The organism is Synoicihabitans lomoniglobus (genome assembly GCF_029023725.1).
GTDB lineage: Bacteria > Verrucomicrobiota > Verrucomicrobiia > Opitutales > Opitutaceae > Actomonas > Actomonas lomonigloba.
Map to the genome: position 1 here is coordinate 5588950 of NZ_CP119075.1, position 25161 is coordinate 5614110.

Genomic DNA, 25161 nt, shown 5'->3' on the forward strand with positions numbered 1-25161 from the left:
AACCTTCTCGCTTCGGTGCGACGGCCTTCCCGCAGTCGTATCAGGTGCGGGTGTAATCATTGCGGGAGGTCACCGACTTGCCGCGACCAACGTGAGGGCGGCGTCACGGGCCTGAGCGGCGGCGCCTGGATCGGAGAATGTGTGGGCGCTGACAATGGCTCCTTCCACCAACAGGTAAATCTGGTGAGCGAGTCGGGTGGGATCTTGAACCTTCAGATCGCCGAGAATTTCGGTGAGCGTGGCGATGAGTTCCCGCTTAACCGCGGTGGCGGCCTGATGCACTGGTGAGGCCGCGTCTGGGTATTCGCCGATCGCACGAATAAATGCACAACCGCTGAATCCGGATGACTTGAACCACGCCTCATAGGCGATGAACAGCGCCTCCAGCCGTTTGCGCGGGGAGGTTCCGGCCTCCTTCAGCGCCTGTTCGCGTCGGGAGCTAATTTCGCGGCCGCGTCGTTCCAGCACGGCCACGATCAAGTCCTCTTTCGACTTGAAGTGATGATAGAGCGTCATCTTGGCGAGACCCGCGGTGCGGAGGATCTTGTCGATCCCGACCGCATGATAACCCTCCCGATAAAATAAGGCGAAGGCCGTGTCCATCAGATGGTCACGTTTTGGCGTGCTGCCGTGGGATGTGGATGAGTGAGCTGGCATCGACCGACAGTGGAAGGGGGAAAGGACCACATCTCAAGGTTAGACAGATCGGTATAAAAATAACTTGCCAACGATTATACAGGTCGGTCTAGTTCGTGCATCGTGGGGCCGAACGTTTCGACTCGACGAACATGCGATTATGAAAACTGCCATTGTTATTTTCACCGATCCCCAAAGTGGATCTCAAGAGTCCCTCACCCGCATGCTCAATGCGTTGGTGATGGGGCACGAGTGCCAACGAGAGGGCGACGAGACGGAGATCGTGTTCGCCGGCACCGGCACCCGTTGGCCGGGGGAGTTGAGTCAATTGGGTCACCCGGGGAACGAACTATATGAGTCGGTCCGCACCTTGATTAAAGGGGCTTCGCGTTCTTGTGCGGTGCGTAATCAAGCGGTGGAGAGTCTCCAAGCCGCGGGCATCGAGTTGTTGCAGGATAACGCGGTTCCCGGGACGGAAGGGGTTGTGAGCTTGCGGCGTTATTATGCGGAGGGCTGGAAGGTCGCGATGTTCTGATCCGATCGAAATACAACCAGATCGATCGAACGACCCAGCCATGCCGATTGCCTTTCGCCAACATTTGCAGACTCCGGCCGTCGAGCGGGCCCAACTGGAAACGCTCGGCCGCATCGCGGCGGTGCCGGGTAGGACCGACCCTGAACGGGAACCGCTGGGCGCGGAAGAGGTCCGGTTCGTCGGTGCGCGCGACAGCTTCTACTTGTCCAGTGTCGGCGAATCGGGATGGCCCTACGTGCAGCACCGGGGAGGCCCACCGGGGTTTCTCACCGTGCTTGATCCTCACCGCCTCGCGTATGTGGAGTTGCCGGGCAATCGCCAATTGATCAGCACCGGCAACATCATGACCAACGCGCGAGTCGCGTTAATCTTGATGGACTATCCGGCGCGCGAACGGCTGAAAATCATTGGTGTGGCCCAAACGTTTTTGCCGGCCGATCGAGAGGATTTGATCGCACGCCTGCGGGTTCCTTCGGGACGAAATCCGGTGCGGGTGGTGGTGATTGAGGTGGTCGCATTCGACTGGAACTGCGCGCAATACATCACGCCGCGTTACACCCGGGCGGAGGTGGATGAATTGCTTTCACCACTCCGCCGCCGCGTGGCGGAACTTGAGGCCCGTCTTATTTGACCGTGTTCAGCAGGCGGATATTGAAGAGCCACCATTTGCCGTCCTCGCGACGTTCCATGCGTGCCGTGATGTTTTGCTCGGCCTTGACCAACGGAATCACCCGCGGGTCGACTTGAAACATCATGGTCATGGCGCGCATGACCCCGGGGATTTCCTCGTGGGCGACGAGCAGGGCGTTGCGATCGGCCATGATGCCTTCGATCCGACCGCGCAACGCGTGACCGCGGGTTTCCGCTTCACTGGGACCGCAGCCACAATCGTCGAGCGTGGCGTCGGTGTCGGGGGCGATGGAGGCGATGTGCGTGGTAACGCGGCCGGGCGTGTCGCCGCTGCCTGGAACGGTGCGGGCGATGATCAACCGGGCGGGCGCATCGGAGCGGTTGTCGAGCAGCGTCATGCGGGGCACGCCGCCCGCGCGTCCGCCCGCCGCGGCGTGGTTGGGGAGATGGTGAATCGGCCCGAGCTCGTTGTCGCGATTTACGCGGCGCAGGGCGATCGAACCGTTGGTTTCCACCCACGTGGTCCATTGACTGCCATCACGCGTCACCGCGGACGACACGGCTCCACGGGTGGCTGACGCGGAGGGGTCGTCGACGCGACTGACGAAGTTCCAACTGTTGCCGATGTTGTTGGAACGAGCGGTCATGACCCGTGGATCATCGCCTTCGCCGGTAAACCACGACACGGCGACGTGGGCCCCGCGGCGGCTGAGCTTGGGGCCATTGACCGGGCAGCCGGCGATATGCCAGCCGTCGGTCGCCGGAGCAGTGGTGGTGGTCCACTCGCCCCGACTGTAACGGGCGTAGGCGATGTCGCGAATCTCGTCATCACTGCGATCGCGGTAGGCCGCGAGCACCGCGCCGTTGGGCAGCACCAGCGCGCTGATGGAGCAGCAGTCGCAAACGCGCGCATCGATCAACGTATCCGGTTCGTCGCTACCAAGCAGGCGGCTGCGCAGTTGCATGTTGCCCGCGCCGTGGTGTCCCGCGCGATCACGTCCGTCGAGCCAGATGGCGAGCCACTGGCCGTTGATGAGAGGGGCGACTTCGACGAATTCGGTCGCATGGCTCTCGGTCGAGAGTGGGGCGGGGGCGCTCCAGGTTTGGCCGTGGTCTTCCGAGGTGGCGTAGACGGCGTGATAGCCGTGGTCGTCGTCGGGATTGTTTACGGACCAGACGGCGGCAACTTTGCCCCGCAAGCCGGCGGCAATCGTCGGGGTATCCGCCCAGTTGACGAACCAGTTGGTCCCGGTCGCGATTTGCACCGGCGGCAACCAGGCGTCGTTCCCGCGATCGAAGCGGGAGATCAGCAGGGTTGCGGCATGGTTGGCGGCCGATTCCGTCCACGAAACGTAGAGACTGCCGTCGTAGGCACTGGCGAATTGAGGCGTGGCCGAGCCGGAACCCGCCGCCAAATTACGTTCCTCGAACGTCACGGTCTGGCCCGGGACGGCCGCCGCGGCGAGAGCCAGGAGAAGCCCGAGGTGCGGGAGTCGGCGCAGATACATGGCGGCACAGTGAACCGGCTTGCACGACATTCGCAAGGGAGACCGAAGCAGGCGCGAGCTGCGTTGGATGGACGAAGTGATGTGTTTCACGGGTTGACGAGAGTGGCGGCGGTTTAGTGACGGTAGTCGCATTTGAACCAAATGAAGCGGCCGGGTTCGTTGACCCGGGTGGTTTGGGCGAAGCCCGCCACCGCCGCGCCGGCTCGGCTGATGTGCTCGGCGTAGGCCGTGTCGAACAGGTTGTCGATGCCGGCGGAGAGTCGCACGGCAGTGGTCGGGGCCCAACTGGCATTGATCGACACCACTTCGAACGCGGGCGACGGACCAATGTCCTGGCCGACGATGTTGCCTTGGTTGACCGCAATGCGGTGCTGGGCGGCGGCCCCGCGCCAAAGCGCGCCGACTGACCAGATGGCGCGGGAATAGGTGAAGCCCAGCCGCGCTTCCAGGGGCGGGAGTTGGGCGAGGGGAAGATCTTCCGTGACGTTGTCGCCCCGGACGTAGGCGAGGCTGCCGTCAAAGCGCAGGTGTTCGCCGATGCGGTAGCCGAGGCCGAGTTCTCCTCCGACGGTTGCCGCGTCGATGTTGCGAGCGACGGTGGCGGCACGGGTCGCCATCATCATGCCACCCATTGTGGCCCTGGGTTTGGCGACATCACTTTCGATGAGAATGTAGTCGTCGATGCGCGAGACGAACGTGGAAACCGAGAGATCGATGGGGCCGCGTTGTCGTAGCCAGCCGGCGTCGAGTTGCGTCGTTTTTTCCACGTCGGTAATGAAACCGCTCGCGGACGTCAGACTCTCGGCCGAAATCAACTCCCAGTAGTCGGGGAAACGTTGGGTGTGGCCCAAGCCGAGGTAGACGGTGGAGCCTTGGGCCAAGTCGTGTTCCACCCGGGCGAAGGCACCGGGCAGGGTTGAGGTGCGTTGCAAGTCGGCCGTGGGATTGACCACCGTGCCCCCCATCATGCCGAGGGAGACGGTCGCCCGCTTATCGGTCGCGCTCCAGCGGTCCGCCCGAGCCCCGGCGAAGGCACGGGTGTCATCAGAAAATGAATACGAAGATTCCAGGAATACACCCGTTTGGTGGAAGTTTGAGTCGGTCACGCGCGCTTTGGCCTGATACGGCATCGCATCCTGGTTCATGGTGGAGCGCGTTCGGTGGCGGTTGCTCTGATGATCCAACCCGACGTCGAGGCGCCACGCCTCCGCCGGGGTGAGCTCGAGGGCGAAACGCCCACCATAGGTTAGCCGGTCGGGATTGGCGACGGCTTGGCCCGGCATCATCATGGACGGGACGAATGCTCGCAGGGAATAGTTGTCCATGACGTGGTCGACAGCATTGACGAAAACCTGCATCTCCGCCGTGGCGATGAGCTCGGAAATACTGGTGCGGCGAACGCGGAGGCCCCCGTTTTCACGATCGAAAACCGCCCCATCCATCATGCGGTCGGCGTAGGCGGCTTCACCGTCGCTGCGCGCGCCGGTGAGTTCGATAAATGTTTGGGCGTCGGGAGTCCATGCCACGGAGGCGTTGGTGCTCCAGCGTTCGTAGGCACCGTGAACCTGGTTGCCTGCACCATCGATGTAGTCGTCCATGGAAGCGTAGGTCGCGGCCAGCCGACCTTGGACCAGATCGTTGCCGCCCCGAAGATCGAGCGCGCCGTCACGGCGACCGAATTCGCCGATGGTGGCGGTGCCGAAGGCGGTGGCACCGGTGCTGTCACGGCGTGCGAAGTCGCGCTCGAAACGCACCGCTCCGGCGGGACTGATCGGGCCGTAGCGCACCGCTTGTGGTCCCTTGATCACGGTGATGCGGTCGTAGGCGGCGGGAAAGATATACGCCGTGGGCGGATCCATGCGGAAGGAGCATCCGCCCAAAACGCCTTCGCCTTCGACGAGGATGCCGAGGCGGGAGCCCGCCATGCCTCGCAGCATGGGATCACCATCGGCACCGCCTTTGCGGATGACGGCGAAACCGGGAATGTTTTTCAAAACATCCGCGCCGTCGTGGGCGTGGGCGGGTTGGGCGGCGGCTTTGGGATCGGTGGCCACGATGAGCGGCTGCCGGGAACGAGCAGTGGTCACGACCACCGGATCGAGGTTGAGGGCGGTGGTTTGGGCGAAGACAACCGTCGTCAACGCGAGGAAGAAAACGGGTAAGCGCGGCGTCAGGGAAGCGACCCGGGCGATCAAAAACAGAAAGGCGGACATGGAATGAAAAAATAGCAATGGGTTGGGTAAAACAGGGCGCGGGCGGGCACGACAAAGCCGCGACATGCGCTGCCCCTCTCCGCGACCGAGCGTCGGCGGATGGTGTGGATCCTGAAACGAAGCGATCGCGCTAGGCGCGAGGTGGGGGCACCGGTGGTGCCGTCTGATACTTCGTCAATACCGTGAGCTGGTAGACGGACCCGACTTCCTTCTCGACCGGTTTGAGCACGAGATGACGGGCGTCGAACACGCTCAACATGATCTTTTCGGCTCCCGCCGCGATGGGCGCGGGTTGGTCGTCGTCCGCTTGTTGGGCGGTTACCACGATTTCGCACACGCCGCACAAGTTGTCGGCGGTGAAGGTCATGCGGGCGGCGTCGGCGTAGGACATGGTCTGGGCATACGCCGCGAACATTTTACCCCACGCAAACGTTTGCACCAAATCCCAGTGACTCCCCGTGGCGAACAGCCACGCGGTAAGGGTCACCAAGAGAGCACACTTTTGACGCATGAGATCTGCAGGAGTGTTGAAGCGCGCGCCCGGGCGCAACCCTGAAGGCTTGCCTTGCCGGTTTATGAGCCGCGGTTACACCGGTGTCATGTCTGCTGATAATGATTTGCCGCCTCTGCCGCCCGAACCGCAACCCGGGCGCTACCAGCACTACAAGGGCGGCGCGTATGATGTGATCGGGCTGGCCCGTCATTCCGAGACGCTGGAGCCGATGGTGGTTTACCGGGCTCTTTATGGCGAAGGTGGTCTGTGGGTGCGCCCTGCCGCCATGTGGGTTGAGACCGTGGAGATTGATGGGCGCACCGTGCCGCGTTTTAAGCGGATCTAGTTTGAGGATCCTCGACTCGTCGCAGCCATCGGGCCAACCCCCACGCTGCGAGCACCAGGGGCATGCAAGTGAACAGCATGATGTTCCAACCATAGCTGAACAGGAACCACCCGGCGGAGAGCGAGGCAATGGCCTGCGTGCTGAAAACGATGACATCGTTCAACGCCTGAACCTTGAACTTTTCGCTGGGGCGGTAGCACGTCGGGAGTAACGCGGTGCCCCCGACAAACAGGAAATTCCAGCCGATACCGAGCAGGAGGAGGCTGCCCCAGAAGTGCATCAATTCCTGCCCGAGCAGACCGATGAGCACGACCACCCCGAACATGCCGGCTCCCATCGCCATCATGCGGCTGAGTCCGAATCGGCTCATCAACCAACTGCTGGCCAGGCTCGGTGCAAACATCGCGATGATGTGCGCTTGAATCACGCGCTTGGTATCAGCGAGTTCGATACCGCACAATTCGTGCATGTTGATCGGGGTGGCCGTCATGACGAAACTCATCACCGCAAATCCCACCGCGGCCGAGCCCGCGGCGATGAGAAACCGCGGCGAACGGGCAATCACCCGCAGGGGGCGCGCCTCGCTGCGGTCGGTCGACGCCTGCCGCGGCGGTTCCTGAAAAAACTGAAACGCGATCAGGCCCAGAGCGAGTAGGCCGGCGACCAGCAGGAACGATCCGGCAAATGCCTGCGGCCACAGGTCACGCCCGAGCGCCCCCATCTCGGGGCCGAGAAAGGCGGAGGTGAGTCCGCCCATCATCATCACCGCCAACACGGTGCCGTAGCGTTGCGGGTCATCCACACTCTCCAGCGCGGCAAAACGCAGTTGCTGCCAGAAGGCGATGCCGATCCCCATGCCGTAGCCACACGCCAGCAGCAGCGGAAATGATCCGCGCACGGCCGCCGCGGCACCCAAGCCGCAGGCCAGAAACGCGGCGGCGAATCCCACCAACGTGCCCCGCTTGCGGCCCCAGGCTTGTAACAGAAACGGGACCCACAGCATCGAACTCGCCGTGCCGATCACGATCATCGCCGTGGGCAACGTGGCGAGCTTCGGGGTCGGAGCGAGCGTGGTGCCCAACAGTCCCGCCACCAAGGCCATCATGGACACCGTCGACATCCCAAACGCCTGCGTGACGGCCAGGACCCAGACATTGGTGGGGAGTCGGGGCAGCGTGGGCAAGGGCACGAGGGAGTGAACGGTCGGTCGAGCTCGCGACGCAAGGGCTCACTGCGGACGCCGTTGCAACACCGCCACCACCACGAGCAGCCCAAACGAGATGACGAGCAACGTGGCGGCGAAAGCGTGAGCCACGGGATAGTTGAGTTTCTGGACTTCGTCGTAGAGCGCGATGCTGGCCACCCGCGTTTCGCCCGGGATGGAGCCGCCGATCATCAGCACGACGCCGAACTCGCCCAGCGTGTGCGCAAACGCGAGCGTGAGTCCCGCACCGACCCCACGGCGGGCGAGCGGCAGATGCACCCGCCACCATGTGCGCCATGCGGTGGCTCCGCTCGCGCGGCTGGCGTCGAGCAGTTCCGTCGGCACCGCGCGCAGGGCGGCTTGAAACGGCTGCACCGCGAAGGGCAACGAGTAGACGATCGAGGCCAGAACCAACCCCGTGAACGTGAAAGCAAGGGACCCGCCCGTCAGCGCGATCCACCAGCTGCCCGGCGGGTGTTGCGGCGAAAATGCCACCAGCAAATAAAAGCCGATCACGGTCGGTGGCAGCACGATCGGCAGCGTCACCAACGCCTCCAGCACCGGAGCCATTCGACGGCGCGTGGTGTTGAGCCAATGCGCGAGCGGCAGTCCGATCAGCCCGAGCAGGACTGTGGTGATGCCGGCGAGCTTGAACGTGAGCCAGAGCGATTCCCACAGCGGTGCCGAGAGCAGCCAGACACCGAACACTGTTACGAGGGCGAACACGTTTCAACCGATGCACACCCGTGCGACGAACGTCGATGCTGCATGCATCGATTTTAGCGGTCCGCGACGTCGGCCGGGTCGCGATAGCCGAACTGGTGCAACACGGCGCGCGCGTCATCATCCTGCAACCATGACAGGAAAACGCCGGCCGCCATCGGCTGTTTCGCTCGTTTCAACAACAGGGCGCCTTGGGGCAGGGTGTCGGGGAATGCCCAATACGCGGACGGATTCAAGGGGCCGTCGCCGTCGAGCAATCGGAGTTGGGATAAGGCCACAAAACCGTATTCGGCGTGGCCGCGGCTCACAAATTGCAGGGCTTGGGCAATGTTGTCACCGATGACGATTTTGGGCGTGAGCTCATCCCATAATCCCGCCCTTCGCAGCACCTCGCGCGCCGCCCGGCCGTAGGGAGCGATGTCGGGATTGCCGATGGCGATCCGGCGCACCGCGGGGTCGCGGAGACGCGTCGTCCAGTCCTCCGAGGCGGCGGGGGGGCGCGGGATCAGCACGAGTTGCCCGAGGGCAAAGGTGAACAACGCGTCGGCGTCGGCTTCGCCGCTGGCGACCAGGGTGCGCGGATAATCGAGATCGGCGGCGAGCAATACGTCGTAGGGCGCGCCATGCCGGATCTGGGCCACCAGCGAACCCGTGGCGGCCGTGATGAACACGAGTTCCAGTTCGCGGTGCGCGGCGGCGAAACGGGTCTGCAAGGGGTCCAGCAGGGGTTGCAAACTCGATGCCGCCGCCACGGTGATTTTGGTTCGCGCCGCGACGGTTTCGGCGGCGGTCACCAGCGACGGCGTCGCGATTAACAGCCACGCCACGCCCAGCATCCTGCGGCAGGTCTGGACGAATGTCGGGTGCATCAATTGACCGAAAATTCGAGCACGGTGCGCAGTCGTTCGCTGCCGTTTTGGTTCATGCCGATGAAGGTGACTTTGATCGAGCTGCGGTTGTCATCGATGTCGAACACACCGAAGAATTCCTCGGTCTCCTCCCGAAACAAGGGGCCGACGTCCCACGGGCCTTCGACGTGATTGAAGTGCAGATCGATTTCACCCACTTGGAACTCGGGCAGCTGGTCGGGCGCGGCCGTGCCGGTGACGGCGGAGAGGGTGCCGCCGTTGGCGCTGATGAAGGCAATGTTGCGCAGGCCCTGATCGCTTATCCATTGGGCAATCTCGTTGCGCTCGTGGGTGTAGCGACTCCAGTCATCGGCGTAGGGCGTCCCGGAAGCATGCCACGGCACCGACGTCAGAATGAACGTCAATACGTGGTTGCTCTGGGCGCGAACCAACTCGTTTTCGAGCCACTCGCGTTGCCACTTTCCGAGCATGGATTTTTCGGGTCCCTCGGGCGTGTTGACGGGGGTGCGTTGGGTGCGCGTGTCGAGCACGATGAACCGCACGCGACCGACGGTGAACGCCTGCGTGATGGGTTTTTCACCAATCAGATCGTCGGCCAGCTCCGGTGCGCTGTCGGCTGGCAGAGGGTAGTGCGGGATGTAGTGACGATAGGTGAGGTGGGCGGGGAAGGCGTTGGGCGACTCCCGGTCCGCGCCCTGACCGTAGTCAAAGCGATCCCACGTGTAGACGGCGGGCACGCGTTGCAGGAGTTCCACGTGGGTGAACGAGTCGAGGACCCGGTGGTAGGTTTCCGCAAACACCCGGGCGTCATTCGCGTTGATCGACGCGTTGTGGAGGTTGCCCAGTTGCACAAAAAACAACGGGGCCTGGTAGCGGATTTCGGAGAACGCCCCTGCTTCCGAACCGGTCGCGGCTCCGCCGGCGACAATGAACCGAAACGAGGCTGCCTGACCCGGAATGGGTCCGGTGCGGAGTTGTCCCACGCGTTGCCTTTCGCGGTCGCGGCCCGCCACCACGCGATAGTAGTAGGTCGTGTTGGGTTCGAGTCGTTTCAGGCGATAGCGGGTGAGCAACGGCAGGTCGGATTTGCGTCGTGGCTCCTCGGGAAAGGTGAGCTTGCGCACGAAATCGCGATCACTGCTCACTTCGAGCGTGGTGAGGCGCGATTCGAACAGCACGAGGTTCACCTCCGCAGAGTAGGCGGTCACCGCCCCGCTCCAGGGACCGCGCGAAACCAACTGCGCGTTGGCCCCGGCGCTGAAAGCGAGGAGTGCGAGCAGCAGAATGAAGTATCGAGAGAAGCTCATGCGGATCACCGGCATTAGCGGGATCAACGCTCCCCCGGCAAACGATAACCGACTAGAACGGCGGTTCTTCGTCCATCAACTCACCGGCACCGGCTTCGGGTTCACGCAGGGGCGGGCCGTCGGGGTCGCCTCCGGCCGGGGCACCTTCGCCGAGACTTTCGACCTTCCAGGCGTTGAGGTTCACGTAATAGTTTTCCTTCCATTCGCGACCCCGCAGGTCGAAGAAGACTTTCACTTTGTCGCCGGCCTTGAGCGGCGCGAGCAGGTTCACCTTGTCCTTCACACACTCGAACTTGATGTCCTGAGGGTAGCGTTCCGCCTCGGTCGTGAGCACAAACTCACGTTTATTGAAGCCGCTGCCGAAGGTTTGTTCTTCAAAGATTTTTTTAACGGATCCGGAGATTTCGAACATAGGCGGCGAACTTAGCGCGATTCTCGTTATCGCGCCAAACTCCAAAGCACGTCCCGGTGAAATTGCCCGGGGATATTTGTCAGCGCTGCTGCGTCGGAGCCGAATCGCGGGTCATGTAATAATGACCACCAAAGCCCACGAGCGCGATGTAGATCAGGATGGCGATCCATTTCAAAACGCCGCCCTTGGTCCATTCGAAAACGTTGCGACGCGGGGGCCGGTAGCGGCTGCGTCGGCGTCGGGGCCGCGTCGGTTCCGTCGTGCCGCGTTGAGTCGCGGTCGCCGGGGCGGGCAGGCCGGGTTCGCGCGCGATCGTGACCAGACCTCCCGCCGTCGCCGGTTCATGGGTCATCGCAAAGGGGGCGCCACCATAGCGTAGTCGATGGGTGAAGAGGGTCGACCGGGGGCCGGCCAGACAGGCGAGCGCCCAGTATTCGGCGCTGGCCGGTTCGGCGCCATGCGGGAGAGGTTCCCAGCCGAGTTGGGACATCTCACTCTCGGTGGGTCCGCTCCACGGTTCGACGCCGATTGCCGCCGCAAAGGCGCGTTCCAAGCCGCGGGCGCGTTGGCCGATACCGATGACCGCCAGCGTGGTCTCGGGGGGAACCGTGCGAAAATCGCGACAGAGCCCCGCCGTGTAGTGGTGGGCGATTTCGTCTGCGTCGTCGCCCCAGTCAAAGTCTTCGCGGAACAGGATTTTTTCGGCGGAGGAGCGAAAGTGCAGCCCCAGGCCTTTCTTGACGGCGTCGATCAAATCACTCGAACCGGACTCGCGCCGGGAAGTTGCGAAAGCTCCATGCTCGTCGATACTTACGACAAACGACGACGTTTTACCAATCAGCCACACCAGGAAGGGTTTGCTGCGGGACATCGCCAAATGGCGGAACGAAAGCACGGCCACGAGCCACAACGAATCGACTTTGTCCGGTGTCGTTTGCAGGGAAGCAATGGTCTTTGGGGCGGTTGCGACGGTGAACCAGGCTTTCTTTTGCGCCACCGCTGCAGTGGCACAAACGGTCTTGGCGGGAGGCGTCGGTCGCAGTTGGGTCGCCCGGAATTCCTCCTGGCCGGTGGCGACAATCGTTCGCACAATCCCTTTGGGAGGAGAGAGTTTGGACTTGTAGGGGCTCAGCTCAGGCTCGAACCGAGCCGACACTCCCTGGGCCGGCACCTTGAGGGTGACGTGGGCGTGAGGCGTTCGAATTTCAAATTCGAGCAGTGATCGTGAAGCCAGAGCCATGGTTTTCGTAACCGGCAACGCAGCGTTTACCGGCGGGGAGAGTGGTAGATTTTCATCACGGCATAGCAAGCGATTGAACCCGGGGTCAACTAGGGTATAGACATTAGGCCACGTCCGATTGTGATCGGCGTTCCCTTTCATGCTTTTAAAGTCCATCTATCTGCAGCGCGTTACCAGCTCCGGTCTGGTCGAGCTCTTGGTGTCGTTTGACGACAAAAGAGCCCAATCCGTGCGTCGAGATGATGGCTCCGGCATCGCCCAAAACCTGAAAGCGCACTTGGCGATTTTCGATTTCAGGGGCATCGGCGACCTGGAGGTTATCGGGACTCATGTGCGGAATTACCGATCGGCGAATTCCTCCACCCCGATCTTCATTGTCGGGCAGAGGGATGCCATGCACGACGTGCTCAAGGTCACGGGCCTGCGCATCAAAGATTATTTCTACCTGCCGGTCACCATGAACGAGTTGGCGGGTGCCATGGTGCGGGGTTTCAGCGAGCAGGGAGAGCGCATCTCACCATACTGGATGGGCAAATCGGAACTCATTCGACTGCTCATCGATTACGTTCGCAGCAGTGATCGGTTTCTCGAACTTCCCGAGCGGCAATACCCGGTGGGAAGCGTCAAACCCGGCGTGATGGCTCCCTCCGTGCCACCTCCCGCTCAAGCCGCCTCCGCCCCGGCCTCGCCCGCTCCCGTCGAGCGCGCCCCGGTGGCCCCGCCCGAAGCGACATCAACGGAGCCGGATCAGGCCTTGGCCGGGAAACAACGTCGGCTCGCCGAACTGGAGCACCGGCTGTCCGAACAGGAAAAAGCCGTTTCCGCCCAACAGGCCACGCTGGCGGATTGCTCCAGCCGCCTCGAAGCCGCCACGGCCGTGCTCAAGCGCACCAACGGCATGATCGAGGATCGCAAACTCGAGCTCGCCCAATCGCAGGACTTCATCACCAAGGCCGTCGGCCTGCGCGCGGACCTAAAAAAAGCACAGGATGCGCACGCCGCCGCCGTCGCGGCATTTGCGGCCGAACGCCGCGAACCCACCGTCGATCCGGCCAAATCCGACGCCCTCAAAAAACAGGAACAGCTCCTCGCTCATCGCCAGGCCCTCACCGAAAAACGCGTCGAGGAACTCACCGCCAAAGAAGAATCCTTGGCCGGTGAGCATGCCCGTCTCTCCAAACTCCGCGAAAAACTCGTCGAGACCGGCACCGAACTCAAACGGCAGCGCGATGAGTTGGACCACATGCGGGCGCAGGCCGAAACCGAGCGCAATCAACTCGAAACCGAACGCCGGAACATCGCCGAGCAACGCGATCAAATCGACACCCTCGTCGCCGAGGCAATTGGCGATCGCGAAAACGCCCTGACGGAACGCGAGGCGAGCGTGGCCTCACAACAGGAGGCCCTCACCCGCCATACCGCCGAGCTCACCAGCCTCCGCGAAAAACTCGACCAACAGCAGTCCGATTCCTCCGCCTGGGAAACGCGTCTGCGTGAGACCGAGCAGGCCTTGGTCGACCGTGAAACTGCGCTGGATAAGACGGCGCAGGAACTCGACGAGCAGGGGAAAACCCACGCTTCCGAGCTGGCCAAATTTGATGCGCAACGCGCCCAACTGGCCGAGCGCCTGGCCGAACTCGAGACCCGCGAAAACAATCTTTCCGCCACCGAAGCCGATCTCGCGACCGCCCGTGCGGAGCTCGCAGAGCGCACCGCCGGACTCGAGGAAAAAACAACCTCGACCGCCGCGCGTGAACAAGCCGTCGCCACCGCTGCCGCCGAGGTCGATGCCTCCCGCGAGCAACTCAACCAGCTTGAAACCACCCTGGCCGAACGCGAATCCGCCCTGGCCGCTCTCACCGCAACCGTGGAGTCGCGCGAGGCGACCGTGGCCCAGGCCCAAGCGGACCTCACGCGTCGCACCACCGAGTTCGAGACACGGGAGCAGGATCTTTCCGAACAGACAGCCGCCACCCAAGCCGAGCTCACCCAGCGCGCGGCCGAACTCGCGGAGTTGGAAACCCAACTCGCGTCGTCCCGCGAGTCCACAACCGCTCGCGCCAAGGAAATCAGTGAGCGCGCGGCGCAGGTGGATGAGCTCACGACCGCGTTGACCGCTCGCGAGGAAGAACTGGGTCGACTTCAAGCCGAACTGGCCGCCAACGAAGCGGCGCACCAAACTCGCGTCGCCGAACTCGCCACCGAGACCGAGGCTCTCGCCGCGCGCGAACAACAAGCCTCGCAACGCGAAGAGTCGGCGACGGCCACGACCACCGCCGCCGAAGCTCTCCGCACGGAAGTCGAGGCGCGAGCAGCCACCATTGCGGCCCGGGAAGAAGAACTCGCCGCCCTGCTGGAGAATGCCCAATCCCGGGAAGCCGCCGCCGCGAAGCGCGAGAATGAAATCGCCGAACTGGAGACCGAACTCACCCGGCGCGAAGAGGAGTTTACCGCGCGCGACACGGCCGCGAAACAGCTGCAGGCGGAGCTCGCCGAACAGACCACCGCCCTCAACGAACAAGAGCACGCGCTAAAAGCACGCGAAACGGCGTCGTCTGCCCATGCGGAGGCGTTGGCTGCTTCGGACCAAGAGGTCGCGGCCCTGCGTGAACAGGTTGAGCAACAGCAATCCGAAGTGGAGACCCGCGCGGAAAAACTCGCCGCCAGCCAAGAGGCGATCGAGGCGCGTGAAGCCGAACTGCAGACCCGCGTCGCTCAAGTTGCAGCCGATGAAGCCGAGCACGCCGCCCGAGTATCGGCGCTCGAAGCCCAGTTGGCGGAAGCCGCGACCGCTCGCCAAACTCTTGATCGAGCGACCGCCGAGCTTGCCGACCAGGAATCCGCCCTGACGCAACAACTCGCCGCCGCCACCGAACGCGAAGCCGCGATTGCCGCCGCGACCACCGCGGCCGACGAAACTCGCGCGGCCCACACGCAGCGCGAAACGGAACTCGCCACACAACAGTCCGAGCTCGCGGAGCTACGCACCGCGCTCACCGAGCGCGAAACCGAACTCGCCACCACGCGCACCGAACTCGAACAGCGCCAAACCGAGCTCGACGAACGCGCCGCCCAACTCGATCAAAAATCGACCGCCGCCGCTGCGACGTTCGAAACTCAATCCGCCGAGCTCGAAACCCTCCGCGCCCAACTCACGGCGCAGGAAACCGAACTCACCGCCCAACTTGCCGCTATCGCCGAGCGCGAAATGGCTGTCGCTGCCGCGTCCGCCACCGCCGACGAAACTCGCGCGGCCCACACGCAGCGCGAAACGGAACTCGCCGCGCAACAGACCGAGCTCGCGGAGCTACGCACCGCGCTCACCGAGCGCGAAACCGAACTCGCCACCACGCGCACCGAACTCGAACAGCGCCAAACCGAGCTCGATGAACGCGCCGCCCAACTCGATCAAAAATCGACCGCCACCGCTGCGACGTTCGAAACTCAATCCGCCGAGCTCGAAACCCTCCGCGCCCAACTCACGGCGCAGGAAACCGAACTCTCCGCCCAACTTGCGGCTGTGGCCGAGCGCGAACAGACGATCGCTGCGACGACGACTGAGATCGATGCCACTCGCGAGACGCAGACCCGACGCGAAACCGAACTGGCCAACCAGCAGCGTGAACTTGATGAGCTGCAGTCCGCGCTGACTGCGCGTGAAGCGGAACTCACCGCCGCACGGGCGGAGATCGAGCAGCGCCAGGCCACGCTCGATCAAACCACCCAGGACTTTGATGAGCGGGTCACATCCACCCAAACGGGGCTCGACGAGCAAAAGCGGGAGCTGTCCGAGCGAGCCGACGCCCTGGCCCAATCGGTGGCCGCCGCCGCCACGCTGGAAAGCGAACTCAGCTCGCGGGAGGAACAACTCGCGCAAGCCGAAGCCGCCGCGAAAACCCGGGCGGAAGAACTCGCCACCCAGACGCACACGGCGCACGAGACCGCCGCCGCACTCGAACGGCAAACCGTCGCGTTGGCGGAACAGGAGGCCGCCATTGCCGAACGGGAGGCCGAGTGGGCGCGCCGCGAACAAGCGGTGGCCGAGAGCGACTCCGAACTACAAAACCTTCGCGAAGAACTCGAGCAACGCAGCGTCAAGCTGGCTGCCCGCGAGCAAAAACTCACCGCCCGACTCGCGGAAATTACGTCGCGTGAGTCCGACCTCGAAGCGCGCGAAAACTCACTGGGCGAGGGGAACGCGGCACTCACCGAGCGGGAACAATCCGTCGCGGAAAGCGAAGCCGCCATCGCCGCCGCCCGAGCCGAGCAGGACGCGCAACGCCTTGCGCTGGAGCGCAGAGAACAAGCATTGACCGAGCGCGAAACCGAGGTCACGAACCGGGAAGCCGCCGCCACGGCGATCGCGGCCGAACTCGACGCCACCCGGACCGAACTTTCCACGCAGCACGCGAAGCTCACCGAGCGCGAGACCACGCTGCGTGAACAGGAGCAAGATCTGGCGGAACGCGATACTCAGCTCACTCGCGCCCTCGCCGACTTGGACCAACGCTCGGCCGAGCTCACGGCGCGCGATGAGTCGCTCGCGGCTCGTGCCACCAGCCTCGACGACGACATCGCTCGCCGCACGACCGAACTCGAAGCCCGCGAACAAGCACTCACCACGGCCACGGCCGCCGCGACCGCCCGCACCACCGCGCTCGATGACCGCGAAAATCAACTGGCGACGGACCAAACCGCGCTGACCGAACGCGAGTCTGCGACGGATGAAAAGCAGGCTCAGGCCGAGGAACTCCGAACCCAACTGGAAGCGCGAGCGCGCGAGCTTTCCGCTCAGGAAGAGGACCTCGCCTTACGTGAAGCCGCCATCGCGACGCGTGACACGGCGCTCGCTTCCGCGCAGGCCGAACTCGACGAACGCACCACCGGCCTCGATGCCCGGGAAGCCGCCGTCAATGAATCCGCCACTTCGGCGCAGTCCAAGCTCCTGCAACGCTTGGCCGAAGTTGAAGCGCGTGAGCAAAAACTATCCGCGATTCACCGCGAGGCCGAAGCTCGCGACCAACAGGTCAACGATCGCGAAGCCCAACTGACGGAGTTGGAGTCTTCCCTCGCTCAGCGCGAAGCCCAGGTCACCGAGCTGCGAACCGCCGTCGATGCCGCCCAAGCCGAAATCGACGCGCGCACCGCGAGTCTCGAGCAGCAATCGACGCAACTGGAAACCCGGCAGGCACAACTGGCTTCCGCCGAAGCGGACCTGGCCGAAGCGCAAGCCGAGTTGGCCCAAAACGCCGCGACGCTCGATAAACAACGCGCCGCCGATGAGGCGGCGGTGACCACATCTCGGAGCGAGCTCGATCAACGCGCTCAAGACGTGGCGCAACGCGAGCAAGCTCTGGCCGATTCCGCCACGGCCGCCGCCGAACGCGCCGCCGCCCTCGAAGCGCGCGATGCCGAGACCACGCAACTCGCCGCCGCCATCGCCGAACAGGAGAAATCTCTCGCCGAACAGCGCGCCGCGATCGACCTTGCCGCCGCCGCGCGCGCCCAAGGTGAGTCCGACCTCGCCCGCCAATCCGCCGATCTCGCGCAACGCGAAACTACCCTGCGCGACGCGGAGTCCGCGCTCACGCAAACCCGCGCCGAGATCGACGAACGGGCCGCCGCGCTGACCGCGACCGAAGCGGAAGTCGCCCAAACCAAAAAGTCCTTGGCCGAGCGAGAGCAGGAACTGCGCGCTCGCATCGAGCAAACCACCGAACAGGGTGGTGCGATCACCGCCGCGGCCGCGGAGCTCGAGGAACTGAGAGAGCAAATCGCCGGCGAAAAAGCAGCGGCCGATCAAAAACAGACCGCACTGCGGGCGGCGGGCCAGGCAAACGCAGAGCGGGAGCAGGCGATCGCCGCCCGGGAGTCCGAACTTTCCCGCACCGCCGCCGATCTCGACCGCCGCGAACACGCGCTGGCACCTCGGGTGGCTGCCGCCGACCAAGTCGAGACCGAGCAGCAGGCCCGTATCGCCGCACTCGATACCCAAGCCGCCGCTTTGGCCGACCGCGAAGCCGCCTTGGCGCGTCGCGAAACGGAACAAACCCAGACGGACACCCAGTTGGCGGAACGTGAGACCCAGTTGGCGACTCGTGAGCAGGATGCCGCGGCCGCGCAACGTCGCACCGCCGCGCAGTCCGAGGCGATATCGCAGCGTGAAACAGCGCTCACCGAGCGCGAACACGCCACGGCTGCGACGCGGGAGAAACTCGAACAGGAGTTGGCTCAACTCACGGCGCAAAACGATGCCCTCTCACAGCGCGAGTCGGGAATCGTCGCCCAGGAGAAATCCGCCGCGGCATCGGCGGATGCCTTGGCTCGGGCGCAATCCGAATTCGACCAGCGCGTCGCCGCGTTCGACGAGCGCGAATCGAAGCGGAACGAGGAAGTGTCGTCCGGCCGCTCACAGGTCGAAGCCCAGTCCCACGAACTGGCGGAGCGTGAACGCGTCCTCACCGAATCGGCCGCCGCGGCCGATCGTCGGGTGCGGGAACTCAGTGAGCGGGAAGCCGAAATTCAATCGCAGGAGCAGGATCACGCGGCGCGGTCGGCGGAGTTGCGCCGGGAGCAGGCGGCGTTGTCCGCGGCGCAGGCCGATCAGGTCAAGGCGGCGCAACGGTTGGAAGCGCAAGCCGACGCCTTGCGTCAACGCGAAGCGTCCCTTTCCGGTCCCGAGCAGGAACTGGCCGCCGCACGAGAAGCACTGCGTGACCGTGAAAACGCGTTGGCCGAACGGACGGCCGAGATCACGGCTCAGCAGGAAGCGGCGGATCGGGCGACGGAGGAACTCGCCGCGCAACGCGCAGAGATTTCCCGCCTGGAAGCGGCCACGCATCAGCTTGAAGCTGCCGTGCGGGAGCTGGAAGCCAAGCTGGCTGCCCGGGAAGCCGAGGCGGGCGCAGCCCAGAGCGGGGCGGAGCGACAGTCTCAGGACTTGCGCGAACAACAAGCCGCCTGGTCGGAACAGATTTCCACCCGCGAGTCGGCCCTCTCCGCCCGCGACGATGAGCAGGCGGCGGAACAGCAACGTATTTATGACCGGGTCGCGGCGGTGGCGGATCGTGAGCGGGCGTTGGAAAAACGGGAAGCCGAAGTTCGTGAATCGGAGGAGGCATGCAAAGTTCGCGAGGCGCGTTTGGCCGTCCAGGAATCCGAGCCCAGAGCCCCGGCGAGCGAACCCGCGTCGGCTGCGGGAACGACGGAGGAAACCACCCGGGCGATGGCCGAAGCGGCTGCGGCGGCAGAACAACGCGAAGAGGAACTCAGCCAGATCGAAATCGAACTTGCTCAGGCGCGGACCAAACTCGGCGCCCGCGAGAAAAAGGTCGCCGGGATCGAGGAGGAGATCAAACGCCTCAGAGCCGAAATGGCCGCGCGTGAAAACGAACTCAACCAGCGCGCCGACGAACTCGAAGAGCGCCAACAAGCGATCCTCAAGGCGCATGCCGAGAACGTGCAGGAGCGCGCGAATCTCAAGCAACGGTAGGCCCGGTGCCAAGCGTGTTGCCGACGGTCTCGATGGGGGGGCGGAACCTGGCGGAGGCCGACCGGTCGGAAGTCGCCTGCTCCGGCCGTCCCGTTAGGTTGGAAAATTCATGACCGCCCCCGATTCTCATTCCAGCCGTCACCGTCGCCGGCGCTTGTGGTTGGTGATTTTCCTCACCGGAATCGCCGGGGTGTCGTGGTGGTCGAACGACGCCGCGCCCGTGTCGGACACCGAAACGTTGCCGGCGATTGACGAGGCCCCGCCCATAACGTCGTCCGCCTCCGTCCCGGCCGCCGCAGCGTCGGCGCCGTTGACTACGGTGCGACCGGCGGTTCCGGCGCTCTGGACCGTGGTCGCACCGCCGGCCAACGCCGCGCAAATCGAACAGCGTGTCGAGGCCGCCACGCGGGCTTATCATTATGTGGCGATTGATGAAGCGTTGTTGGCGGGCAAGGCCTCTCCGTTTTGGCAGTCCGGGACCGGGCGCTTGCAGCTGCCGTTGCCCGACGGCCGCCTCATCGAGGTGGTAGTGGAGCGTAGCACCGCACGGGGGCCGGATCGATTTTCGAGTGAAGGCCGCGTGGTCGGCGTGCCGACCGGGCGATTCATTCTCGCGTCGAATCGAGGCACGGTCTCCGCGTCGCTGCACGGGCTCGAACCGGGTGAATTCAAAGTGCGCACCATCGAGATCGATGGCGCACGGGCCACGCAGCTCTACGTGGTGGAGCCGGAACTCATGGGTGATTGTGAAGTGGCGCCGTCGTCGAGCCGCGACCGGGTGCAGTTGCCACCGATGGCCTTCGCGGAGGCGGGCGCACGAGCTGGAGTCGCCGATGAAACACTGGCGAGTGGCGATGCGGTGGTGGACCTGCTGATGGTCTACACTTCGGCGGTCACCGCCGCATTGGGAGGCCCGGTCAACGTCGAGACCGAGATCGATTTGTCGGTCGCGCAGATGAACTCCGATTTTGCCGCCAGCGGAATCTCCGCCCGTATCCATTTGGCGGGCACGTTGGAGGTGGAATACCCCGACGACGATATCAGCACGGCCTTTCCCCGTTGGCAGGATGAGGCGTTGGAACGTATTTCGGGGGTGACGGATGGATACATGGATGAGGTTCACGCCAAGCGAGACGCGGTCGGCGCGGATGTGGTGAGTCTCATCGTGCGTCGACCCGATTCGACGGGGGCTGGCATCGCTTATATTCTCGAGCGGGTAGGGCACTACTCCGAGCCGTTCTATGCCTTTTCAGTAATCAACTACGCCGGGATGAGTGATGCCACGGTGCTGTCGCATGAAGTCGGGCATTCGCTCGGTTGCGCGCATGATCTGAGCAACGCAGGCGCGACGCCCGCCCGCGGTTATCATGGTGCTTATCCGCACAGCTACGGGTATCGCGTGAATGCCGCCGACAGCAGGGGTTTCACGCGGCAGGTTCGGTCGATCATGGCTTACGCCCCGGGCACGCGGTTGCGGTATTACTCCAGTCCGGACACCTCGATTTCCTCCTACGTGTCAGGCAGTCAAACGGTCACGTTTCCGAATCCGGTGACCTTTGGCGTGGCCGAAGCCGACGGCGTGGATGCGGCGGACAACACCCGCACGATCGAACGCACCGCTTTTCAAGTCGCCGGATATCGCTTGTCGCCCGATCGGTCGGGAGCCGGACGACTCGTGAATGTTTCGACCCGGGCGTTTGTGGGCACGGGTTATCAAACACTCACGGGTGGTTTTGTCGTCACCGGCACGGACGCGCGTCGTGTGCTTATCCGTGCGCCGGGACCGACCATCGGGGCGGCTCCCTTTAGTGTGCCGAATGCATTGGCCGATCCGGTGCTGCGCGTGAACGCGTTGGGATCGGGCCTGATCGCGACCAACGATGATTGGGGCGTGCCCGCTGCCAATGCGACGGTGGTGGCCAGTGCGGGCCAAAGCGCGGGAGCGTTTTCATTGGCCAACGGCAGTCGCGATGCCGCCGTCGTGCTCGATCTCGCTCCGGGCAACTACACTGCCGAAGTCACCGGCGCGGGTGGGGCGGAGGGTTACGCCCTCATCGAGGCTTACGGGGTGGGCGAAGGCGGCGATTCCCGTTTACTCAATTTATCCACCCGCGCGTTCGCGTCTGCCGCCGACCCCATGGTGGCCGGTTTTGTCGTGCAGGCGGATGACGATACTCCCGGTCAGCGCAAAACGATGTTCATCCGGGTGCGAGGGCCGTCGTTGGTCAACTACGGGTTGCCTGCGGACGTCGTGATGCCCGACCCGACGATCGAGATTTTCGACGCCAACGCCGAGTTGGTCTATTTCAACGACGACTGGGATGCGCCTTCGGCGGATCTCGATGGCACCAACCGCGACGCCATTCCTCTGCTTCGCCGTGGGACCGTGGATCAGCCTTCGGAGGCCGCTGTGTTTGCGGCGGCAATGGCTGTCGGCGAAATCGACATGGAACCCGTCGAGCCAGCGGCCGTGGTCGAGTTGCCGCCCGGTCTCTACACCGTGTTTGTGCGACCGTTTGAGTCGCTCCCCGATCAACCAGGCGAGTCCGGGGTGGCGATCGTCGAAGTCTTCGAAATATCGCCCTGATTCACCGCTCGGAGAGTCTGACTCGCAATATCCAGCTGCGATCGGGCGTAAAGCCCGACCCACATGGAAGGCGTGTAAGTAACTGAATGTGGGTTGGGCTTTATGCCCAACAACGCCACCCGGCCCGTTCTGCGCGACGACTCGTCGCACCGGCGGGCGAAATGTCCCGCGTCTGTCTCACTGCTTTCGGCGGCTTTCCTCTGAGAGGGATTTGGCCTGCTCCATGCAAGGTGTGAAGATATGGATATGAACTCACTCACTCAGATGTCGCGCCAAGCCGTCACCGACGCGCAGGCGGAGGCCCGTCGTCGTAATCACCATGAGGTGGATACGTGGCATCTGCTGCACGCTTTGCTCGCGCAGGAAGACGGTATCGTGCCGGCGCTGGTGGAAAAACTCGATCTCACCGTCAGCGCCCTGCAACTCTCCACGCAGCGGGAACTCGACCGCCTGCCCGCCGTGAGCGGCAGCGTTGATGCGTCCAAAATCTACGTCACCCAGGCTGTCAACGAGGTGCTGACGCGGGCCGAAAAGGAGGCCAAACAACTCAAGGACGAGTTTGTTTCCACCGAGCACATTTTTCTCGGGATCGTGGAAGTTGCGAAGCCCGATTCCATTGCCAAAGCGATCAAATCCTTCGGCCTCGATCGCGTTCGCGTGCTCAAGGCGTTGCAAACGCTTCGCGGGGCGCAACGCGTCACGACCGACAATCCCGAAGCGACTTACAACGCGTTGAAGAAATACGGCACCGACCTCGTGGCTCTGGCCAAGGCCGGTAAGATGGATCCGGTCATCGGTCGCGACGACGAGATCCGTCGCACCGTCCGCATCCTTTCCCGCAAGACCAAGAATAACCCGGTTCTCATCGGTGAACCCGGCGTCGGCAAAACCGCCATCGTCGAAGGCCTTGCGCAGCGCATCGTGCGCGGCGACGTGCCCGAAGGTTTGAAGGATCGCACGCTCTTCTCGCTCGATATGGGCGCGCTCGTCGCCGGAGCGAAATACCGCGGCGAATTTGAGGAGCGCCTCAAAGCCGTGCTCGCCGAAGTCAAGGAAAGCGACGGCCGTATTATCCTCTTCATCGACGAGCTTCACACGATCGTTGGTGCCGGCAAGACCGAGGGCGCCATGGATGCGGGCAACTTACTCAAGCCCATGCTGGCCCGCGGTGAGTTGCACTGTATCGGTGCGACTACACTCGATGAGTATCGCAAACACATCGAAAAGGACGCCGCCCTCGAACGCCGCTTCCAACCGGTTGTCGTGCAACCCCCGTCCGTCGAGGATGCCATCTCCATCCTGCGCGGTCTCCGCGAACGCTACGAACTGCACCATGGCGTGCGTATCCAGGACGGCGCCCTCGTGGCCGCCGCCACGTTGTCGGATCGCTACATCTCCGATCGTTTTCTGCCCGACAAGGCCATCGATCTCGTCGACGAGGCCTGCGCCATGATCCGCACCGAGATGGATTCGATGCCGCAAGAACTCGATGCCCTTAGTCGTCGCGTGCTCCAACTCGAAATCGAGGAAGCCGCCCTGAAACTGGAAAAGGACAAGGCGTCCAAGGAACGTCTCAAAACCCTGCAAAGCGAACTCGGTGACACGCGTTCGCAGGCCACCGCGTTGCGCGCCAAGTGGGACAAAGAAAAGGCCGCCATCGACAAGGTGCGCAAAGTTCGGGAAGAGCTCGATGCTCTGCGCCATGAAATGGAGCAGGCCGAACGCGCCTACGATCTCAACAAACTCGCCGAGCTGCGCCACGGTCGTCTGCCGCAATTGGAAGCCGAACTGAAGCGTCTTGAAACCCTCCCCGGTGACAACGAACTCTTCAAGGAAGAGGTCTCCGCCGAAGAGGTCGCGTCCATCGTCGCCAAGTGGAGCGGGATCCCCGTTACGCGACTCGTTGAAGGAGAGAAGGAGAAGCTCCTGCGCTTGGAAGACACGCTCCACGAACGCGTGATCGGTCAGGACGAAGCCGTCACGCTCGCCAGCGAAGCGATCCTGCGTGCTCGCGCCGGCATTAAAGATCCGCGCCGTCCAGTCGGTTCGTTCCTCTTCCTCGGCCCGACCGGAGTCGGTAAAACCGAACTCGCCAAAACGCTGGCCGAAACGCTCTTCGACAGCGAAGGCGCCATGATCCGCATCGACATGTCGGAATACATGGAAAAGCACAGCGTGGCCCGCCTCATCGGCGCGCCTCCCGGTTACGTCGGTTACGACGAGGGCGGCCAGCTCACCGAAGCCGTGCGTCGCAAACCCTACGCCGTGGTGCTGTTCGACGAAATCGAGAAAGCGCATCCGGATGTATTCAATGTGCTACTACAAGTGCTTGACGATGGCCGGATCACCGACAGCCAGGGTCGCACGATCGACTTCAAGAATACGATCATCATCATGACCTCCAACCTCGGCAGTCGCCACTTGTTGGAACGGGTCACCGGTGACACGATTTCGGAAAGCGTGCGCGAGTCCGTCATGGCTGAGTTGCGGCAGGCGTTCCGCCCGGAGTTCCTCAACCGCATCGACGAGACGATCATGTTCAAGCCGCTCACGCTCGATGAAATCACCAAGATCGTCGACCTCCTACTGGCCGACTTGAACCGCCGTCTCATCGACCGCCGCGTCACCGTCGAGCTCGACGCCGCCGCCCGCACCTGGGCTGCGGAGAAAGGTTACGATCCCGTCTTCGGCGCGCGTCCGCTCAAGCGATTCCTCCAGCGCCAGCTCGAAACCCGCCTCGCCCGCGGCCTCGTCGCCGGCGACATCAAGGAAGGTGCCACGGTGAAGTTCACCGTCACCGACGGAGCACTGGCGGAGGCATAAGCCACACCGCCTGTCGGATCGTCGTTCGCCGACGATCCGACGCCGAGGCGTTAACTAATCGCCGAGCCCAGGTAGGCCGCGAGCTCGCTCGCGCTGACACCGGTCGCTGTATGCCAGCGTGCACAGAGGCACAGTTGGCGCCT

Annotated in this window: 16 protein-coding genes; 6 read left to right on the top strand and 10 right to left on the bottom strand. The window is 63.7% G+C overall.

Going from position 1 to position 25161, the window contains the following annotated elements; translation table 11 throughout:
- Positions 1–69: 69 nt before the first annotated feature.
- Complete coding sequence (locus PXH66_RS21705) at positions 70–603, bottom strand: TetR/AcrR family transcriptional regulator (RefSeq protein ID WP_330928319.1); 534 nt, start codon at positions 601–603, stop codon at positions 70–72.
- Positions 604–796: 193 nt separating this feature from the next.
- Between PXH66_RS21705 and PXH66_RS21710 the strand changes: the two genes are divergently transcribed.
- The gene (locus tag PXH66_RS21710; RefSeq protein WP_330928320.1) at positions 797–1171 is read left to right on the top strand and encodes a hypothetical protein; all 375 of its coding nucleotides are present in this window, start codon (positions 797–799) and stop codon (positions 1169–1171) included.
- Between the two features lie 40 nt (positions 1172–1211).
- On the top strand, positions 1212–1802 hold the full coding sequence (locus PXH66_RS21715; RefSeq protein WP_330928321.1) for a pyridoxamine 5'-phosphate oxidase family protein: 591 nt from the start codon (positions 1212–1214) through the stop codon (positions 1800–1802).
- On the opposite strand, the gene PXH66_RS21720 is transcribed toward PXH66_RS21715, so the two are convergent.
- The 3 genes from PXH66_RS21720 to PXH66_RS21730 form a co-directional block, all read right to left on the bottom strand.
- Positions 1795–3399 carry a copper-binding protein gene (locus PXH66_RS21720; RefSeq protein WP_330932145.1) on the bottom strand — a complete coding sequence of 535 codons (1605 nt, stop codon included), beginning with the start codon at positions 3397–3399 and terminating at the stop codon, positions 1795–1797. The genes PXH66_RS21715 and PXH66_RS21720 overlap by 8 nt on opposite strands.
- A gap of 23 nt (positions 3400–3422) precedes the next feature.
- Positions 3423–5522 (bottom strand): TonB-dependent copper receptor, encoded by a 2100-nt coding sequence (locus PXH66_RS21725; RefSeq protein WP_330928323.1) that lies wholly within the window; start codon positions 5520–5522, stop codon positions 3423–3425.
- Positions 5523–5652: 130 nt separating this feature from the next.
- A complete protein-coding gene (locus PXH66_RS21730) occupies positions 5653–6033 on the bottom strand; it encodes a hypothetical protein (RefSeq protein ID WP_330928324.1) in 381 nt (126 codons plus the stop codon).
- 88 nt (positions 6034–6121) lie between these two features.
- On the opposite strand from PXH66_RS21730, the gene PXH66_RS21735 reads away from it, so the two are divergent.
- Complete coding sequence (locus PXH66_RS21735) at positions 6122–6361, top strand: DUF1653 domain-containing protein (RefSeq protein WP_330928325.1); 240 nt, start codon at positions 6122–6124, stop codon at positions 6359–6361.
- On the opposite strand, the gene PXH66_RS21740 is transcribed toward PXH66_RS21735, so the two are convergent.
- The 6 genes from PXH66_RS21740 to PXH66_RS21765 all read right to left on the bottom strand — a co-directional run bounded on the left by PXH66_RS21740 (position 6348) and on the right by PXH66_RS21765 (position 12116).
- Entirely contained in the window at positions 6348–7550 is a 1203-nt protein-coding gene (locus PXH66_RS21740; protein ID WP_330928326.1) for an MFS transporter, read from the bottom strand. The genes PXH66_RS21735 and PXH66_RS21740 overlap by 14 nt on opposite strands.
- Before the next feature lie 39 nt (positions 7551–7589).
- Positions 7590–8291 carry a molybdate ABC transporter permease subunit gene (gene modB / locus PXH66_RS21745; RefSeq protein ID WP_330928327.1) on the bottom strand — a complete coding sequence of 234 codons (702 nt, stop codon included), beginning with the start codon at positions 8289–8291 and terminating at the stop codon, positions 7590–7592.
- A 53-nt stretch (positions 8292–8344) separates the two neighbouring features.
- A complete protein-coding gene (gene modA / locus PXH66_RS21750; protein ID WP_330928328.1) occupies positions 8345–9157 on the bottom strand; it encodes a molybdate ABC transporter substrate-binding protein in 813 nt (270 codons plus the stop codon).
- Positions 9157–10464, bottom strand: a complete 1308-nt coding sequence (locus PXH66_RS21755; RefSeq protein ID WP_330928329.1) for an alkaline phosphatase D family protein — start codon at positions 10462–10464, stop codon at positions 9157–9159. Before PXH66_RS21755 ends, modA begins: the two co-directional genes overlap by 1 nt.
- Before the next feature lie 52 nt (positions 10465–10516).
- Positions 10517–10876 (bottom strand): DUF3127 domain-containing protein, encoded by a 360-nt coding sequence (locus tag PXH66_RS21760; protein ID WP_330928330.1) that lies wholly within the window; start codon positions 10874–10876, stop codon positions 10517–10519.
- 79 nt (positions 10877–10955) lie between these two features.
- Entirely contained in the window at positions 10956–12116 is a 1161-nt protein-coding gene (locus tag PXH66_RS21765; RefSeq protein ID WP_330928331.1) for a hypothetical protein, read from the bottom strand.
- Between the two features lie 139 nt (positions 12117–12255).
- Here PXH66_RS21765 and PXH66_RS21770 point away from each other — a divergent pair, with 139 nt between their 5' ends.
- The 3 genes from PXH66_RS21770 (at position 12256) to clpB (ending at position 25018) form a co-directional block, all read left to right on the top strand.
- Positions 12256–19608, top strand: a complete 7353-nt coding sequence (locus PXH66_RS21770; RefSeq protein WP_330928332.1) for a hypothetical protein — start codon at positions 12256–12258, stop codon at positions 19606–19608.
- A gap of 109 nt (positions 19609–19717) precedes the next feature.
- The gene (locus PXH66_RS21775) at positions 19718–22195 is read left to right on the top strand and encodes a M12 family metallo-peptidase (protein WP_330928333.1); all 2478 of its coding nucleotides are present in this window, start codon (positions 19718–19720) and stop codon (positions 22193–22195) included.
- A gap of 240 nt (positions 22196–22435) precedes the next feature.
- On the top strand, positions 22436–25018 hold the full coding sequence (clpB, locus tag PXH66_RS21780) for an ATP-dependent chaperone ClpB (protein ID WP_345781714.1): 2583 nt from the start codon (positions 22436–22438) through the stop codon (positions 25016–25018).
- Positions 25019–25161 lie beyond the last annotated feature (143 nt).

What these genes read in the sequence shown, in the direction of transcription:
- PXH66_RS21725 (WP_330928323.1), bottom strand. Translation starts at nt 5,522, where the DNA reads ATGTCCGCCTTTCTGTTTTTGATCGCCCGGGTCGCTTCCCTGACGCCG.
- clpB (WP_345781714.1), top strand. Translation starts at nt 22,436, where the DNA reads ATGGATATGAACTCACTCACTCAGATGTCGCGCCAAGCCGTCACCGAC.
- PXH66_RS21735 (WP_330928325.1), top strand. Translation starts at nt 6,122, where the DNA reads ATGTCTGCTGATAATGATTTGCCGCCTCTGCCGCCCGAACCGCAACCC.
- PXH66_RS21715 (WP_330928321.1), top strand. Translation starts at nt 1,212, where the DNA reads ATGCCGATTGCCTTTCGCCAACATTTGCAGACTCCGGCCGTCGAGCGG.
- PXH66_RS21770 (WP_330928332.1), top strand. Translation starts at nt 12,256, where the DNA reads ATGCTTTTAAAGTCCATCTATCTGCAGCGCGTTACCAGCTCCGGTCTG.
- PXH66_RS21775 (WP_330928333.1), top strand. Translation starts at nt 19,718, where the DNA reads ATGACCGCCCCCGATTCTCATTCCAGCCGTCACCGTCGCCGGCGCTTG.
- PXH66_RS21730 (WP_330928324.1), bottom strand. Translation starts at nt 6,033, where the DNA reads ATGCGTCAAAAGTGTGCTCTCTTGGTGACCCTTACCGCGTGGCTGTTC.
- PXH66_RS21755 (WP_330928329.1), bottom strand. Translation starts at nt 10,464, where the DNA reads ATGAGCTTCTCTCGATACTTCATTCTGCTGCTCGCACTCCTCGCTTTC.
- PXH66_RS21765 (WP_330928331.1), bottom strand. Translation starts at nt 12,116, where the DNA reads ATGGCTCTGGCTTCACGATCACTGCTCGAATTTGAAATTCGAACGCCT.
- PXH66_RS21705 (WP_330928319.1), bottom strand. Translation starts at nt 603, where the DNA reads ATGGACACGGCCTTCGCCTTATTTTATCGGGAGGGTTATCATGCGGTC.
- PXH66_RS21710 (WP_330928320.1), top strand. Translation starts at nt 797, where the DNA reads ATGAAAACTGCCATTGTTATTTTCACCGATCCCCAAAGTGGATCTCAA.
- PXH66_RS21760 (WP_330928330.1), bottom strand. Translation starts at nt 10,876, where the DNA reads ATGTTCGAAATCTCCGGATCCGTTAAAAAAATCTTTGAAGAACAAACC.
- modA (WP_330928328.1), bottom strand. Translation starts at nt 9,157, where the DNA reads ATGCACCCGACATTCGTCCAGACCTGCCGCAGGATGCTGGGCGTGGCG.